The sequence below is a fragment of the Streptomyces sp. CB01201 genome (genome assembly GCF_002803085.1).
GTDB lineage: Bacteria > Actinomycetota > Actinomycetes > Streptomycetales > Streptomycetaceae > Streptomyces > Streptomyces hundungensis.
Genome location: NZ_NNBJ01000011.1, coordinates 462,566 through 476,361, shown reverse-complemented (window position 1 = coordinate 476,361; position 13,796 = coordinate 462,566). Strand labels below are relative to the sequence as shown.

The 13,796-nt window shown below is 72.1% G+C and carries 14 protein-coding genes and 1 riboswitch; of the genes, 2 read left to right on the top strand and 12 right to left on the bottom strand.

Annotated elements, in window-relative coordinates; genetic code table 11:
- Positions 1 to 7: 7 nt before the first annotated feature.
- Entirely contained in the window at positions 8 to 172 is a 165-nt protein-coding gene (locus tag CG740_RS39465; protein ID WP_107488372.1) for an SCO1431 family membrane protein, read from the bottom strand.
- Between the two features lie 119 nt (positions 173 to 291).
- Positions 292 to 1,653, bottom strand: coding sequence for a peptidase C39 family protein (locus CG740_RS24255; protein ID WP_234376448.1), 1,362 nt, complete (start codon positions 1,651 to 1,653; stop codon positions 292 to 294).
- Between the two features lie 306 nt (positions 1,654 to 1,959).
- On the opposite strand from CG740_RS24255, the gene CG740_RS24250 reads away from it, so the two are divergent.
- Positions 1,960 to 2,652: a uridine kinase family protein gene (locus CG740_RS24250; protein ID WP_100577338.1), complete on the top strand. Its 693-nt coding sequence runs from the start codon at positions 1,960 to 1,962 to the stop codon at positions 2,650 to 2,652.
- 292 nt (positions 2,653 to 2,944) lie between these two features.
- Complete coding sequence (locus tag CG740_RS24245; RefSeq protein ID WP_100577337.1) at positions 2,945 to 4,840, top strand: AAA family ATPase; 1,896 nt, start codon at positions 2,945 to 2,947, stop codon at positions 4,838 to 4,840.
- On the opposite strand, the gene CG740_RS24240 is transcribed toward CG740_RS24245, so the two are convergent.
- The 10 genes from CG740_RS24240 to ribD all read right to left on the bottom strand — a co-directional run bounded on the left by CG740_RS24240 (position 4,841) and on the right by ribD (position 13,427).
- The gene (locus CG740_RS24240; protein ID WP_100577336.1) at positions 4,841 to 5,935 is read right to left on the bottom strand and encodes a hemolysin family protein; all 1,095 of its coding nucleotides are present in this window, start codon (positions 5,933 to 5,935) and stop codon (positions 4,841 to 4,843) included.
- Positions 5,932 to 7,269: a hemolysin family protein gene (locus CG740_RS24235; protein WP_100577335.1), complete on the bottom strand. Its 1,338-nt coding sequence runs from the start codon at positions 7,267 to 7,269 to the stop codon at positions 5,932 to 5,934. Before CG740_RS24235 ends, CG740_RS24240 begins: the two co-directional genes overlap by 4 nt.
- A 183-nt stretch (positions 7,270 to 7,452) precedes the next feature.
- Positions 7,453 to 7,941: a PH domain-containing protein gene (locus CG740_RS24230; protein WP_100577334.1), complete on the bottom strand. Its 489-nt coding sequence runs from the start codon at positions 7,939 to 7,941 to the stop codon at positions 7,453 to 7,455.
- Between the two features lie 71 nt (positions 7,942 to 8,012).
- Positions 8,013 to 8,858 carry an ATP phosphoribosyltransferase gene (hisG, locus tag CG740_RS24225; protein WP_100577333.1) on the bottom strand — a complete coding sequence of 282 codons (846 nt, stop codon included), beginning with the start codon at positions 8,856 to 8,858 and terminating at the stop codon, positions 8,013 to 8,015.
- 51 nt (positions 8,859 to 8,909) lie between these two features.
- Positions 8,910 to 9,191, bottom strand: coding sequence for a phosphoribosyl-ATP diphosphatase (locus tag CG740_RS24220; protein WP_100577332.1), 282 nt, complete (start codon positions 9,189 to 9,191; stop codon positions 8,910 to 8,912).
- Positions 9,192 to 9,226: 35 nt separating this feature from the next.
- Positions 9,227 to 9,712 carry a 6,7-dimethyl-8-ribityllumazine synthase gene (gene ribH, locus CG740_RS24215; protein WP_100577331.1) on the bottom strand — a complete coding sequence of 162 codons (486 nt, stop codon included), beginning with the start codon at positions 9,710 to 9,712 and terminating at the stop codon, positions 9,227 to 9,229.
- A 94-nt stretch (positions 9,713 to 9,806) separates the two neighbouring features.
- Positions 9,807 to 11,105 (bottom strand): bifunctional 3,4-dihydroxy-2-butanone-4-phosphate synthase/GTP cyclohydrolase II, encoded by a 1,299-nt coding sequence (locus tag CG740_RS24210; protein WP_100577330.1) that lies wholly within the window; start codon positions 11,103 to 11,105, stop codon positions 9,807 to 9,809.
- Positions 11,102 to 11,749 (bottom strand): nicotinamide riboside transporter PnuC, encoded by a 648-nt coding sequence (gene pnuC / locus CG740_RS24205; RefSeq protein WP_100577422.1) that lies wholly within the window; start codon positions 11,747 to 11,749, stop codon positions 11,102 to 11,104. The genes CG740_RS24210 and pnuC overlap by 4 nt, the downstream gene beginning before the upstream one ends.
- Before the next feature lie 5 nt (positions 11,750 to 11,754).
- Complete coding sequence (locus CG740_RS24200) at positions 11,755 to 12,363, bottom strand: riboflavin synthase (protein WP_100577329.1); 609 nt, start codon at positions 12,361 to 12,363, stop codon at positions 11,755 to 11,757.
- A 2-nt stretch (positions 12,364 to 12,365) separates the two neighbouring features.
- On the bottom strand, positions 12,366 to 13,427 hold the full coding sequence (ribD, locus tag CG740_RS24195) for a bifunctional diaminohydroxyphosphoribosylaminopyrimidine deaminase/5-amino-6-(5-phosphoribosylamino)uracil reductase RibD (RefSeq protein ID WP_199846556.1): 1,062 nt from the start codon (positions 13,425 to 13,427) through the stop codon (positions 12,366 to 12,368).
- Between the two features lie 190 nt (positions 13,428 to 13,617).
- Positions 13,618 to 13,748: riboswitch (FMN riboswitch) on the bottom strand.
- Positions 13,749 to 13,796 lie beyond the last annotated feature (48 nt).

Sequence of the window (13,796 nt, the reverse complement as noted above, 5' to 3'; positions counted from 1 at the left end):
CTCCCCGCTACAGCAGGCCCGTCTGTGTGACCAGCATGGCGATGACCACCACGAGGGTCCAGCCCAGGATGTGTTCGAGGACCTTGGGGCCGGTGTCCTTGGGGCCACCGGTGCGGGCGCGCAGCTCGGCCAGGGCTCGGGGATCGTCGAGGGTGGTGGCAGGCAGGGTCATGGCAACTCACTCGGTCGTGTGGCGGTGCACGGTCCCCCCGGTGACCCGTCCACAGTGCCAGCGGACCGGCGCCCCGGGGTAGAGACGTTCGTCACTGACCCCGGGGCGCCAAGGCCCGCTCAGCGGATGCCGACGGCCGCCAGGGCCTTGCGCTGACCGGCCGTCGGGGATGCGGGCCAGTACAGGTAGCAGATGCCACCTGTGCCGGAGGACACGTTTCCGCTCGCGTTGTAGCGCTTGGTCCGCAGCCAGATGTTCTCGAATTCGCGCCGTTTGTAGACGCGCCGTACGGCCGCGTCATCGGGCGACGCCGGGTCGTGGGCGATGACGTCGCCGTCGGCGGTGAAGCCGATCACGGTCATCAGGTGCCCCGAGGTCCCGTAGCCCGCGCCGGTCAGTTCGGTCGCGAGGAACGACTGGGACGTTATGGCCGGGATGCCGGCGCGGACCAGCGTCTCCACGTCGTTCAGCGAGCGCAGCCGGGTGACCACCGCGCTCAGGTCCCGGTAGGTGGCGGCGTAGGCGGCGTTGAAGGGCCAGTTGCCGCAGCCCTGGTACTGGTAGTCGTAGGTCTGACGGGCCGCGTGGCACACCTGGGGATCGGCATAGGACGGGTCCACCCAGGCGAGGTCGGCCGCGCTCGGCCGGCGCCCCCAGTGCTCGATGATCATCTGCGAGGAGGTGGGGCTGCACCAGGCCTCGCCGCCGTTGTCGTACTGCGGGTACTGGCCCTTGTGGATCTCCTGCGAGTAGCTCGGCACCGCCAGCTCGCCCGCGTGGCCCGGCGTCGAGGCGTCCACGGTGAACCGGTCCGGGATGTCCGACGCCATCGCGCCGAGCCGCCACACGGTCGGCGTGAGCCGGCTGCCCGGCGGGCGGTAGAGGGTGACCCGCAGCCGGTAGGAGGCCAGGCGCAGGCCGCTCGCCGGGGTGTCGATGGCGAAGGTGTCGGTCGAGATGGAGCTCTTCCCGTCGCCCTGGCCGTCGACGGAGGTGCGGCGGATGTCCGTGTCTCCGTCGCCGGCCGTCCAGCGGCCCATCACGTACGCCGGTGTGGCGGTGCCGTCGGTGTAGGTGCCGAGCAGCTCGACCTGGATCCAGGTGCCGGGCGGAGTGTGGGCGTTCCAGTGGGCGACGGACTCGGTCGCGGGCACGGTGGAGCGGTGCACCGGCGAGGTCCAGCTCGCGTACTCCCAGGTGGCGGTCCGCTGGGTGTGCGGGTCGGTGTAGGAGCTGGTCCCGGCCGGGCGCGCGATGACGATGCCGGGGCGCCGGCCGGTCTCGGCACGCACCCCGTGGGCGGTGCCGGAGCGCCAGTCGGCGTGGGAGGTCCAGGCCTGGTTGTCCACGAGCGGCCGGCCCTGCTTCGGTCGGGCGGCGCCGCCGGACGCGGCCGCCGGGCCCGCGGACGCGGTCACGGCGCCGGCCGCGACGGCGACGGCCGCGGCGAGGACGGTTCTGCGGGAGGTGGGGCTTGTCACGGTGAGGACCCCCGGTCGGTCACGGATGGGGTGGCGAGTGCACACGACAGCGGGCCAACTATTGCGGGTCGGGGGCCCCTTCGGCCAGTGCTTCGGCGCGTGCCACGGGGCCAATATTGGTCTGGACGTATTGGTCTCCACCACTGGCATGAGCTGGGCGGCTCTCCGCCGGCGGGTGGCCGCCCCCAGGTCGCCACCCGCGCGCCCCGCTCCCCCGCACCGGGTACGGTCGAAGCATCTCCCCCCGGAGTCCGCCCGGCAGCACGCCGGTCCGGGCCCGCCCCGGCACCACCCAGGCAGGACGCGATGACGAGTACGCCACCCACTGGCCCCGCCGTGGCCGAACTGGCCGCGTTGGCAAGGGAGTTGCCCCCGTCCTGCGGCCCGGTACGGCTGGTCGGGGTGGACGGGCACGCGGGCTCCGGCAAGTCCACGTTCGCGGACCGCCTCGCCGGGGCGCTGGGCGGGGTGCCGGTGCTGCACCTGGACGATCTGGCCACGCACGAGGAGTTCTTCGGCTGGCCGGACCGGCTGGGCCGCCAGGTGCTCGATCCGTTCGCGCACGGCGAGCGGGCCCGGTACGAGCCGTACGACTGGCAGCTGCGGCGGTTCGGGGCCCCGCGCTCCCTGGAGCCCGCGCCAGTGGTGATCATCGAGGGCGTCGGGGCCGGCCGGCGGGCGCTGCGGCCCCGGCTCGCGCTGCTCGTCTGGATGGAACTGGCCGCGCCGGCCTCCTGGGCGCGGGGCCGCCAGCGCGACGGAATCGGACTTTCCGCCTTCTGGGACGACTGGACGGAGGCGGAGATGCGCCATTTCGCCGAGGACCCGTCGAGACCCTTCGCGGATGCGTTGGTACGGCAGGTGCGGAAGGGGTACGAGTGGCTGCCGGGACTCGATTCGGCTGCCCGTACGAGCCATTCGCTCACCGAACGTGACGAGTTCACCCCACCGCACGGAACAGTCGCAAAACAGCCCCCGGAGTGCTTCAACTCCGCTTGACCCAGGGGCCATACAGGTCTTACGTTCTCAATGTGCGGCTTTTCGGAGCCGCCGCGGACGCGAAGCCCCCGGTTGTTCCCCCGTGATCGGGGGCTTCGTTCTGCCCTCTCCTCCCTTTCGAGCCCGCCGCACAGGGCGTTTCACTCACCCTGGGTCACCATGCGAGCTCCCCTCCCGCCCCCTTCGGCAGCGGGCCTTCCCGCAGGTACGATGCACATCGGTGCGGTCAACTCCCGTCAATTCCGTTGTGCGAATGGGCGGTTCAGCACGGGGCACGGTGGTGGGGGACGTGATGGACTTCGGCACTCCGGGCGTACACGCCCCGGCCGATCTGGCCTGGCTGCGCGGGGTGGACGCGTACACCATGGGCGCGTACCCGCAGGCCGAGGAGGAGTTCCGCACCGCGGTGCGGCTCGACCCCGCGATGGCGGACGGCTGGCTCGGACTGCACGCCCTGCGCGTGGACACCACGACCGCGCTGCTGCGCATGTACCGCCATCGCGAACGCTTCGGCGAACAGCGCGCCGGTCACCGCAGGACCCTCAACTCCTGGTACTGGCTGGGCTGGTGGGTCCAGCCGGTGCTGGAGAGCCCGCGCGATCTGCTGCTCGCGCACGCCTCGCACTGGCTGGACGGACGCCATGTCCCCGAGCTGGACCGGGCGTTGGCGGGTCTGCCGCCCGTGGACGCCGATCCCCAGGTCCGCTTCCTGCATGCCTGCCGCGCCTATCTGGTCAAGGACTGGGACCAACTGGTGCGCCACACCGAGCCGTTGGTCGACGACCCGCTGCTCGGCATCGAGGCCGGCCTGTTCGGCGGGATGGCCCGGGTCCGCCTGGAGATGTTCGGGCAGGCCGAGCCGCTGCTTTCGGCCGCACTGATGCGCTGCCGCAGTGAACAGCCCCAGCGCAAGGAGCTGCGCTACTGGCTGGCCCGCGCCCACGAGGGCACCGGGCGCTCGGCGGCGGCCCTGCCCCTGTACCGGGCCGTGCACCGCGTCGACCCGGCGTTCATGGACACCGCGGCCCGGCTGACCGCGATCACCGAGAACGACGGGTACGAGGGCGCCGACGAGTCCCCCGACCTCGCCGCGGTCGCCCTGTCCGGCTTCGGCGACACCGTGGAGGCGGAGGCGGACTCCGCGCTCGGGCTCGACGCCCCCGAGGGCCGTGAGCTGCGGCTCGGCGGTGAGGCGCAGGCGCCGCTCGCCGGCCCCGCGGGGGTGGTGCGCGACGGCGTCCGGGACAAGCCCGGCGTTCCCGCGCAGCCCGCGCCCCCGCAGTTCCCGGCCGGGCCCACCGATCCCGCTCTGCTCGCCGAGGCGCTGGCGGAGCTGGAGCGGATGGTGGGGCTCGAACCGGTCAAGCGTCAGGTCAAGGCGCTGTCCGCGCAGCTCAACATGGCGCGGCTCAGGGCGAGTCAGGGCCTTCCGGTCCAGCCGCCGAAACGTCACTTTGTCTTCTCGGGCCCCTCCGGCACCGGTAAGACCACCGTCGCCCGCATCCTGGGCCGGGTCTTCTACGCGCTCGGGCTGCTCGGCGGCGACCACCTGGTGGAGGCCCAACGGGCCGATCTGGTGGGCGAGTTCCTCGGCCAGACGGCCGTCAAGGCCAACGAGCTGATCGACTCGGCGCTCGGCGGCGTGCTCTTCGTGGACGAGGCGTACTCGCTCGCCAACTCCGGTTACAGCAAGGGCGACGCGTACGGCGACGAGGCGCTCCAGGTGCTGCTCAAGCGCGCCGAGGACAACCGCGACCACCTCGTGGTCATCCTCGCCGGCTACCCCGAGGGCATGGACCGCCTCCTCGCCACCAACCCGGGCCTGTCCTCGCGCTTCACCAGCCGCGTCGACTTCCCCTCCTACCGCCCCCTGGAACTGACGTCGATCGGCGAGGTGCTGGCCGGCGAGAACGGGGACGCGTGGGACGAGGAGGCCCTGGACGAGCTGCGCTCGATCAGCGGGCACGTCGTCGACCAGGGCTGGATCGACGAGCTGGGCAACGGCCGATTCCTGCGCACCCTGTACGAGAAGAGCTGCGCCTACCGGGACCTGAGGCTGTCGATGTACCCGACGACCCCGACCCGCGACGACCTCTCCACCCTGCGGCTGCCCGATCTGATGCAGGCGTACGGGGAGGTCCTGTCGGGTCGCGGCCCCGCGCGCCGCGACCCCCAGGAGCCGCTCTAGCTATCCGGCCAGCGCCTGCTGTGCCTGTTCGCCGCGCGGCTCGGCGAGCCGGGCCAGCGGGGCCGGTTCCTCGCGGTGGGCCGGGTCGCGGACCTCGCCCACCAGCTTCTCCAGTACGTCCTCCAGGGCGACCAGACCGAGCACCCGCCCGGAGCCGTCCGTGACGAGGGCGAGGTGGGTGGCCGCGCGGCGCATCACCGTGAGGGCGTCGTCCAGGGGCAGTTCGGCCCGCAGGGTGGCGAGCGGCCGCCACAGCTGCTGGGGCACCGCGCGCCCCTGCTCCTCCACGTCGAGGACGTCCTTGACGTGCAGGAAGCCCATGAAGGCGCCGCCCTCGGCACACACCGGGAAGCGGGAGTATCCGGTGCGTACCGTCAGCTCCTCCAGCTCCCGGGGCGTCACCGAGCAGCCGACCGTGACCAGGGAGGCCCGGTCGAGCAGGACGTCGGTGACCGGGCGGCTGCCCAGCTCCAGGGCGTCCTCCAGGCGTTCCTGGGCCTCGGGCTCCAGGAGCCCGGCCTGGCCGGAGTCCTCGACGAGGCGGCCGAGCTGGACGCTGGTGAAGACGGCCTCCACCTCGTCCTTCGGCTCGACCCGGAACAGCTTCAGGATGAGCCGCGCGCAGGCGCCGAGCGTGATCGTCACGGGCTTGCAGACCCGGGCGAAGGCGACCAGGCCCGGGCTGAACCAGAGCGCGGTCCGCTCGGGCGCGGCCATCGCCATGTTCTTCGGGACCATCTCGCCGATGACGAGGTGCAGCGAGACCACCAGGGCGAGCGCGATCACATAGCCCAGCGGATGGATCAGGCCCTCGGGCAGCCGGGCCGCCTGGAAGACGGGCTCCAGGAGCCGGGCCACGGTCGGCTCCGCGACCGCGCCGAGCGTCAACGAGCAGACGGTGATGCCGAATTGGGCCGCGGCCATCATCTGCGGCAGGTTCTCCAGGCCGTGCAGCACCTGGCGGGCCCGCGCGGAGGAGGCGGCCAGCGGTTCGATCTGGCTGCGGCGCACGGACACGAGCGCGAACTCGGCGCCGACGAAGAATCCGTTGGCGAGCACGAGCAGCAGCGCGAACAGGAGTTGGAGCAGGCTCATCGGACCGCCTCCGCCAACGGTGCCTCGGCCGTCCGCACGAAGCGGACCCGCTCGGCGCGGTACCGCTCGACCCGGCGGACCTGGATCCGCCAGCCGGGCAGCTCGACCCGGTCGCCGGGGACCGGGATGCGGCCGAGGAGGTCGGCGACCAGGCCCGCGACGGTCTCGTAGGGGCCCTCGGGCGCCTCCAGGCCTATCCGGCCGAGCGAGAGGACCCGGCAGCTGCCGTCGGCCTCCCAGGCGGGCCTGCCGTCCTCGCCCGCCACCACGGCGAGCTCGGGCCGGCCGGCGTCCGCGCCGTCGTGCTCGTCACGGACCTCGCCGACGAGCTCCTCGACGATGTCCTCCAGGGTGACGACGCCGGCCGTGCCGCCGTATTCGTCCACGACGACGGCTATCGGCTGTTCGCTGCGCAGCCGCTCCAGGAGCTGCTGCACGGGCAGCGTCTCCGGGACGAGCAGCGGCGGCACCGCGATCAGGCCGACCGCGGTGCGCAGCCGCTCGGGGGGCCGCACCGCGAGCGCGTCCTTGAGGTGGACCATGCCGACGATCTCGTCGATGCGCTCCCGGTAGACCGGGAAGCGCGAGAGGCCGGTGGCGCGCGTGAGGTTGAGGACGTCGGCGGCGGTGGCGGTGGTTTGCAGGGCGCTGACCTTGACGCGCGGGGTCATCACGTTCTCGGCCGTGAGGTGGCCGAGCGAGAGGGTCCGTACGAAGAGGTCGGCGGTGTCCTGTTCCAGGGCGCCGGCCCGGGCCGAGTGCCGCACCAGGGAGACGAGCTCGCCGGGTGTGCGGGCCGAGGCCAGCTCGTCGGCGGGCTCCACCCCGAGCGCCCGCACCAGGCGGTTGGCGACGGTGTTGAGCAGCGCGATGAGCGGGCGGAAGAGCCGCGAGAAGCGGTCCTGCGGCCCGGCCACGAAACGGGCCACCTGGAGCGGCTTGGAGACCGCCCAGTTCTTCGGCACGAGTTCGCCGATCACCATCTGCACGGCTGCCGCGAGCAGCATGCCGAGTACGACGCTGATGCCGGAGACCGCGCCGGCCGGGAGCCCGGTGGCGCCGATCGGCCCGTCGAGCAGGTCGGCGAGCGCCGGCTCGGCCAGCATGCCGACCACGAGCGAGGTGATGGTGATGCCGAGCTGGGTGCCGGAGAGCTGGAAGGACAGCTCGCGCAGGGCGCGCACCACGGTGCGGGCCCTGCGGTCGCCCTCGGCCGCCGCCCGTTCGGCGTCCGGCCGGTCGACGGTGACCAGGCCGAACTCGGCGGCGACGAAGAAGCCGTTGGCGAGGATCAGAAGGAATGCCGCGAAGAGCAGCACGAGTGTGATGGTCATGCCGCCGCCTCCGGGGAGGGGGCGGCGCAGGTACTACCGGACGATCCGTCCATTGCTGGAGGGAGTCACTCCTCGGGTCGCTGGTGCCCCGCGGCCGATGGCGCCGGCCCTTGTGCGGGGCGGGGCGCTCTTGGCGCCGCCGACATCAGGGTAATCAAGATGGTGCCTGGTGGGGCAAGGGGCTCAGCCGTTGTCGTGAGCCGAGCCGGGTGAATCGGGTCCGGTGCCGCGGCTGCCGTGGCTCTCGGCGAGCGCGCGCAGCGCCCTGGCGTCACGGATCGCGCGGGCCTTGCCGCTGCCGGGCTGGATGCCGAGCGCGGGCAGGCTGGTGCCGTCGGAGAGGTCGAGGAAGACCCAGGGGTCGCCGGGGCGCAGGTTCACCCGGAGGATCTCCGGCCAGGCGAGCCGGCGCCGCGCGGTGAGGTTGACCACGGTGACGCCCGTGTCGTCGGCGACCACCTTCGGCCGGCTGAGCAGCACGAGCACCCCGGCGAACAGGGCGGCCATCAGGATGAAGCTGCCCCGCTCGCCCCCGCTCAGGGTCTCCAGGAGCAGCGACATCACCGTCATGGCGACGAACATGGCGGCGGCGCTGATCAGCAGGACGGCCCGGGTCACGGTCGGCCTGAACGTGACCGGCAGGACGGGGGGTTGGGGCACGGGGGCGGACACGGTGTCGTTCGCTTTCGTCGCGGTCGTCTTCGTCGCTGTCGTCGGCGGCGCCGTCCGGCGCCGTCCACGGGTCAGAGGCGGCAGGCGTGGATGGCCGTGGTGAGGATGGCCCGGGCGCCCAGCTCGTACAGGTCGTCCATGACCCGCTGGGAGTCCTTGGCGGGGACCATCGAGCGGACGGCGACCCAGCCCTCGTTGTGCAGCGGGGAGATCGTGGGCGACTCCAGGCCCGGGGTGAGGGCGACCGCCCGCTCCAGGTGCTCGGCGCGGCAGTCGTAGTCCATCATCACGTAGCTGCGGGCGACCAGGACGCCCTGGAGGCGGCGCAGGAACTGCTGGACCTTGGCGTTGTCCTCGGCTCCGGTGCGGCGGATGACGGCCGCCTCCGACTTCATGATCGGCTCGCCGAAGACTTCGAGGCCCGCGTTGCGCAGCGAGGTGCCGGTCTCCACGACATCGGCGATGACCTGGGCGACGCCCAGCTCGATCGCGGTCTCCACGGCGCCGTCGAGGTGCACCACGGAGGCGTCCACGCCGGCTTCGGCGAGGTGCTTGGCGACGATGCCCTCGTAGGAGGTGGCGATCGTCTTGCCCGCCAGGTCCTTGATGTCCGAGACGGTGCCGGGCTTGGCGGCGAAGCGGAAGGTGGAGCGGGCGAAGCCGAGCGGCAGGATCACCTCGGCGTCGGCACCGGAGTCGATCAGCAGGTCCTCGCCGGTGATGCCGATGTCGAGCTTGCCCGCGGACACGTAGATCGCGATGTCCTTGGGGCGCAGGTAGAAGAACTCGACCTGGTTGACGGGGTCGACCAGGACGAGTTCCTTCGACTCCTTGCGCATCCGGTAGCCGGCCTCATGGAGCATCGCCGACGCAGGTCCGGACAGTGAACCCTTGTTGGGGACGGCGATGCGCAGCATGAGGTCAGCTTCCTTTTCGTACGGAGAGGTGTGCCAGGGGGGAAGGGGTGCTCAGAGGTGGGCGTAGACGTCGTCGAGGGAGATCCCGCGCGCGACCATCATCACCTGGACGTGGTACAGCAGCTGCGAGATCTCCTCGGCGGCGGCTTCCTTGCCCTCGTACTCGGCGGCCATCCAGACTTCGGCGGCCTCCTCGACGACCTTCTTGCCGATGGCATGCACGCCCTTGTCCACCAGCTCGGCGGTGCGGGAGGTGGACGGGTCGCCGTTGGCGGCCTTGAGCTGGAGCTCGGTGAAGAGCTCTTCGAAGCTCTTGGAGGGTTTGTTCGCCATGATGCTTCTTAGGGTAAGGGGTGGGGTCCGGTCGCTCAGCGCCAGGGTTCGCTGACCGTGCGCAGCGTGGCCGCGGTGGCCACGGCGGCGGTGACCGCTTCGTGGCCCTTGTCCTCGTTCGACCCTTCGAGGCCGGCCCGGTCCAGGGCCTGCTCCTCGGTGTCGCAGGTCAGCACGCCGAATCCGACGGGTACGCCGGTGTCCACGGTGACCTGGGTGAGGCCGTTGGTGACACCCTGGCACACGTACTCGAAGTGCGGGGTGCCGCCCCGGATGACGACGCCGAGCGCGACGATGGCATCGTAGCCGCGGCCCGCGAGCACCTTGGCCACCACCGGCAGTTCGAAGCTGCCGGGGACGCGCAGCAGCGTCGGCTCGTCGATGCCGAGCTCGTGCAGGGCGCGCAGGGCGCCGTCGACGAGTCCGTCCATCACCTTCTCGTGCCACTGTGCCGCGACCACGGCGACACGGAGGTCTCCACAGTTGCGTACGGACAGTTCGGGTGCGCCCTTGCCGCTCACGTGCTCTCCTTCAGGTGTTCTGGGACGTGCTGTGTTCTGGGATGTGCGGTGTTCTGGAATCTGTGGTTTCCCGGTGTGCGGTGTCTCGTCCTGCCTACTGGTTGCCGCAGGCCGACATCGGCGCGGGGCCGCCGTCGAGCCACGGCAGGTCGTGCCCCATGCGATCCCGCTTGGTGCGCAGATACCGCAGGTTGTGCTCGCCCGCCTGGACGGGCATGGGCTCGCGGCCCGACACCGTCAGACCGTGCCGGACGAGCGCGGTGATCTTGTCGGGGTTGTTGGTCATCAGGCGCAGGCTGTGCACGCCGAGGTCGGTGAGGATCTGGGCGCCGGCCGCGTAGTCACGGGCGTCGGCGGGCAGGCCGAGCTCCAGGTTGGCGTCGAGGGTGTCGCGGCCGCGCTCCTGGAGTTCGTACGCGCGGAGCTTGGAGAGCAGGCCGATGCCCCGGCCCTCGTGCCCGCGCAGATAGACCACGACGCCCCGCCCGGCCTCGGTGATGCGCTCCATCGAGGCCTGGAGCTGGGGGCCGCAGTCGCAGCGCAGGGAGTGGAAGATGTCGCCGGTCAGGCACTCGGAGTGGACCCGGACCAGAACGTCCTCGCCGTCGCCGATCTCGCCGTGGACCAGGGCGACGTGCTCCACGCCGTCGACGGTGGAGCGGTAGCCGTAGGCGGTGAACTCCCCCGCCACGGTGGGCAGATGGACTTCGGCCTCGCGGCGCACGGTGGGCTCGGCGGAGCGGCGGTAGGCGATCAGGTCCTCGATGGAGATGATCGTCAGGCCGTGCTTGCGGGCGAACGGGACGAGCTCGGGCAGGCGCAGCATGACGCCGTCCTCGCCCGCGATCTCGACGATGGCGCCGGCCGGGGCGAGCCCGGCGAGCCGGGCGAGGTCGACCGCGGCCTCGGTGTGGCCGTTGCGGACCAGCACCCCGCCGGGCTTGGCGCGCAGCGGGAAGATGTGGCCGGGGCGGACGAAGTCGCCGGAGGCGGAGCGGCCGTCGGCGAGCAGGCGCAGGGTGGTGGCGCGGTCGGCGGCGGAGATGCCGGTGCTCACGCCGTGGGCGGCCGTGGCGTCCACGGAGACGGTGAAGGCGGTCTTCATCGACTCGGTGTTGTGCTCGACCATCTGCGGCAGTTCGAGCCGGTCGAGGTCCTCGCCCTCCATGGGCGCGCAGATCAGACCGCGGCACTCGCTCATCATGAACGCGACGATCTCGGGGGTGGCCTTCTCGGCCGCGATGACGAGGTCGCCCTCGTTCTCGCGGTCCTCGTCGTCGACGACGACCACGGGCCGGCCCGCCGCGATGTCGCGGATGGCCTGCTCGACGGGGTCGAGGGCGAGGTCCTCGCGGTTGTCGGTGGAGTACCAGGTGGGTGCGTGCGTGGTCATGCCGTCGCTCCTTCCAGGACGGGCTTGACGCTCGTGCGCGAGCGCAGCCACCAGTCGCGCATGCCCCACAGGACGAGCGCGCCGTAAATGACGTAGACGAAGCCGGAGAAGGCGTATCCGTTGGCGAAGTTGAGCGGGACGCCGACGAGGTCGACGAGCAGCCAGGCGAACCAGAACTCGACCATGCCGCGGGCCTGGGCGAACATCGCCACGACGGTCCCGACGAAGACGTACGCGTCGGGCCACGGGTCCCAGGAGAGCGCCGGGTAGGCGGTGAACAGGCACGCCACGGCGACCGTGCCGACGGCGGCGCCGCCGAGCAGGAAGGCCCGCTCGCGCCAGGTCGCGAACCGTACGGCGATGGAGCCGTCCTGCGCCTGCTGCCGGCCCCGGCGGCTCCAGGCGAGCCAGCCGCCGGCCGCGACGACCATCACCACGACCTGCTTGCCGGCGCTGCCGGACAGGTGCCCGGCGGCGAACGCCACGAACAGGATCAGCCCCGAGACGAACTGGGCGGGCCAGGTCCATAGGGAGCGGCGCCAGCCGAGCGCGAGGGCGATCAGGCCGATGGTGTTGCCGATCATGTCCGACCACTTGATGTGCTGACCGAGGACCGTGAAGGCCTCGCCGTTCAGCCAGTTCACCATGCTCACTTGTCGTTCCCCCCGTGGCTCGCGCCGAGCAGCCGCTCGACGTACTTGGCGATGACGTCGACCTCCAGGTTGACCGGGTCGCCGGGCTGCTTGATGCCGAGCGTGGTCAGCGCGAGGGTGGTCGGGATGAGGCTGATGGTGAAGTAGTCGGCGGCGGCCTCCACGACCGTGAGGCTGACGCCGTCCACGGTGATCGAGCCCTTCTCGACGACATAGCGGGAGAGGTCGGCGGGCAGGGCGATCTTGACGATCTCCCAGTTCTCCGAGGGCGTGCGGGCGAGCACCGTGCCGGTGCCGTCGACGTGGCCCTGCACGATGTGCCCGCCGAGCCGGCCGCCGACGGCCATGGGCCGCTCCAGGTTGACCCGGGAGCCGACCTCCAGGGCGCCGAGGCTGGAGCGCTTGAGCGTCTCGTCCATCACGTCGGCGGTGAACTCGCCGTCGCCGAACTCCACGACCGTCAGACAGACGCCGTTGACGGCGATGGAGTCGCCGTGTCCGGCACCTTCGGTGACGAGGGGGCCGCGCAGACGGAAGCGGGAGGCGTCACCGAGGGTCTCGATGGCGGCGACCTCGCCCAGCTCTTCGACGATTCCGGTGAACACGTTCAGCGCTCCTTGGCGAGAGGGGTGGCAGTGATGCGCAGGTCGGGGCCGATGCGCACGGCCTCGGTGATGTCGAGCCGCAACGCGTCGGCGATGGTGGTGATTCCCGCTCCGGCGAGTGCGGTGGGTCCGGCGCCGAGCAGGGCGGGTGCGAGGTAGCCGACGACCTTGTCGACGGCGCCCGCGGCGACGAAGGCGCCGGCCAGGGTCGGGCCGCCTTCGAGGAGGACCGAGCGCACGCCCCGGGTGTGCAGGGCGTCGAGCAGTGCGGGGATGTGCAGGCCGGTCGCGGCGCGCGGGAGGCGCAGCACGGCGGCCTCGGGCAGGTGGGCCGCGTCGACGTCCTCGGCGACCGCGATCAGGGTGGGCGCCGCGTCGTCGAGGATGCGGGCGCCGGGCTTGACGGCGGTGGCGTCGGTGTCGACTGCCAGGCGCAGTGGCTGAGTTGCTCCGTCGATGCCGCGCACGGCGAGGTGCGGGTCGTCGGTGCGAGCGGTGCCGGAGCCCACGACCACGGCGTCGCACTCGGCGCGCAGCCGGTGGACGTCGGCGCGGGCCTCGGCGGAGGTGATCCAGCGGCTGGTGCCGTCCTCGGCCGCGGTGCGCCCGTCGAGGGTGGCCGCGTACTTCCAGGTGACGTGCGGGCGGCCGAGCCGCATCGAGGTGAGCCAGGCGGCGTTGACCGCCTCGGCCTCCTCGGCGAGCAGGCCCCGCTCGGCGTGGACGCCGGCCGCGCGCAGGGTGTCGGCCCCGCCGGTGGCCTGCGGGTTCGGGTCGCCGACCGCGTAGTGGACACGGGCGACGCCGGCCTCGATGAGCGCCTGGGCGCAGGGCCCGGTGCGGCCGGTGTGGTTGCAGGGTTCCAGGGTGACGTAGGCGGTGCCGCCACGGGCCTTCTCGCCCGCGTCCCGCAGGGCGTGGACCTCGGCGTGCGGGCCGCCGGCCCGCCGGTGGTATCCCTCGCCCACGACCGTGCCGGAGGCGTCGGTGATCACGCATCCGACGACCGGGTTGGGGCTGGTGGAGCCGAGTCCGCGCGCCGCGAGCTCGACGGCTCGGCGCATGGCGGCCGCGTCGGCTGTGGGTGCCACCGGGTCCTCCTGCCTCTTCGGGCACGGACTCCGGGGCCTGTCGATGACGACAGAGAGCGGGAAAAGACCATCGCGCACAGCTCACGCCACGGCCGAAAGAGACCGGTGCCCACGTGGACGACCGGTAACAGACGGCCGACGTGACCGGTCAACGGTCCGCCCGCCGCGCACTGCCTCCCATCCGGACTTTCACCGTCGGTCCAGGAATTTCACCTGGTCAACCGGCCGCTGGATGCGGACGGGTCGCGGACTATAACCGCCGGTTCGGAATTGCACCGACCCCGGAGTGCGCTGCTGCTGGTACAGGGCCAGTGTGCCACGGCTGCCCGAAGGCCATGCGAG

Excerpts from the sequence above, each read along its gene's own strand:
- CG740_RS39465 (WP_107488372.1), bottom strand. The coding sequence starts at position 172 with ATGACCCTGCCTGCCACCACCCTCGACGATCCCCGAGCCCTGGCCGAG.
- CG740_RS24250 (WP_100577338.1), top strand. The coding sequence starts at position 1,960 with ATGACGAGTACGCCACCCACTGGCCCCGCCGTGGCCGAACTGGCCGCG.
- CG740_RS24245 (WP_100577337.1), top strand. The coding sequence starts at position 2,945 with ATGGACTTCGGCACTCCGGGCGTACACGCCCCGGCCGATCTGGCCTGG.
- CG740_RS24240 (WP_100577336.1), bottom strand. The coding sequence starts at position 5,935 with ATGAGCCTGCTCCAACTCCTGTTCGCGCTGCTGCTCGTGCTCGCCAAC.
- CG740_RS24235 (WP_100577335.1), bottom strand. The coding sequence starts at position 7,269 with ATGACCATCACACTCGTGCTGCTCTTCGCGGCATTCCTTCTGATCCTC.
- hisG (WP_100577333.1), bottom strand. The coding sequence starts at position 8,858 with ATGCTGCGCATCGCCGTCCCCAACAAGGGTTCACTGTCCGGACCTGCG.
- CG740_RS24220 (WP_100577332.1), bottom strand. The coding sequence starts at position 9,191 with ATGGCGAACAAACCCTCCAAGAGCTTCGAAGAGCTCTTCACCGAGCTC.
- CG740_RS24210 (WP_100577330.1), bottom strand. The coding sequence starts at position 11,105 with ATGACCACGCACGCACCCACCTGGTACTCCACCGACAACCGCGAGGAC.
- ribD (WP_199846556.1), bottom strand. The coding sequence starts at position 13,427 with ATGCGCCGAGCCGTCGAGCTCGCGGCGCGCGGACTCGGCTCCACCAGC.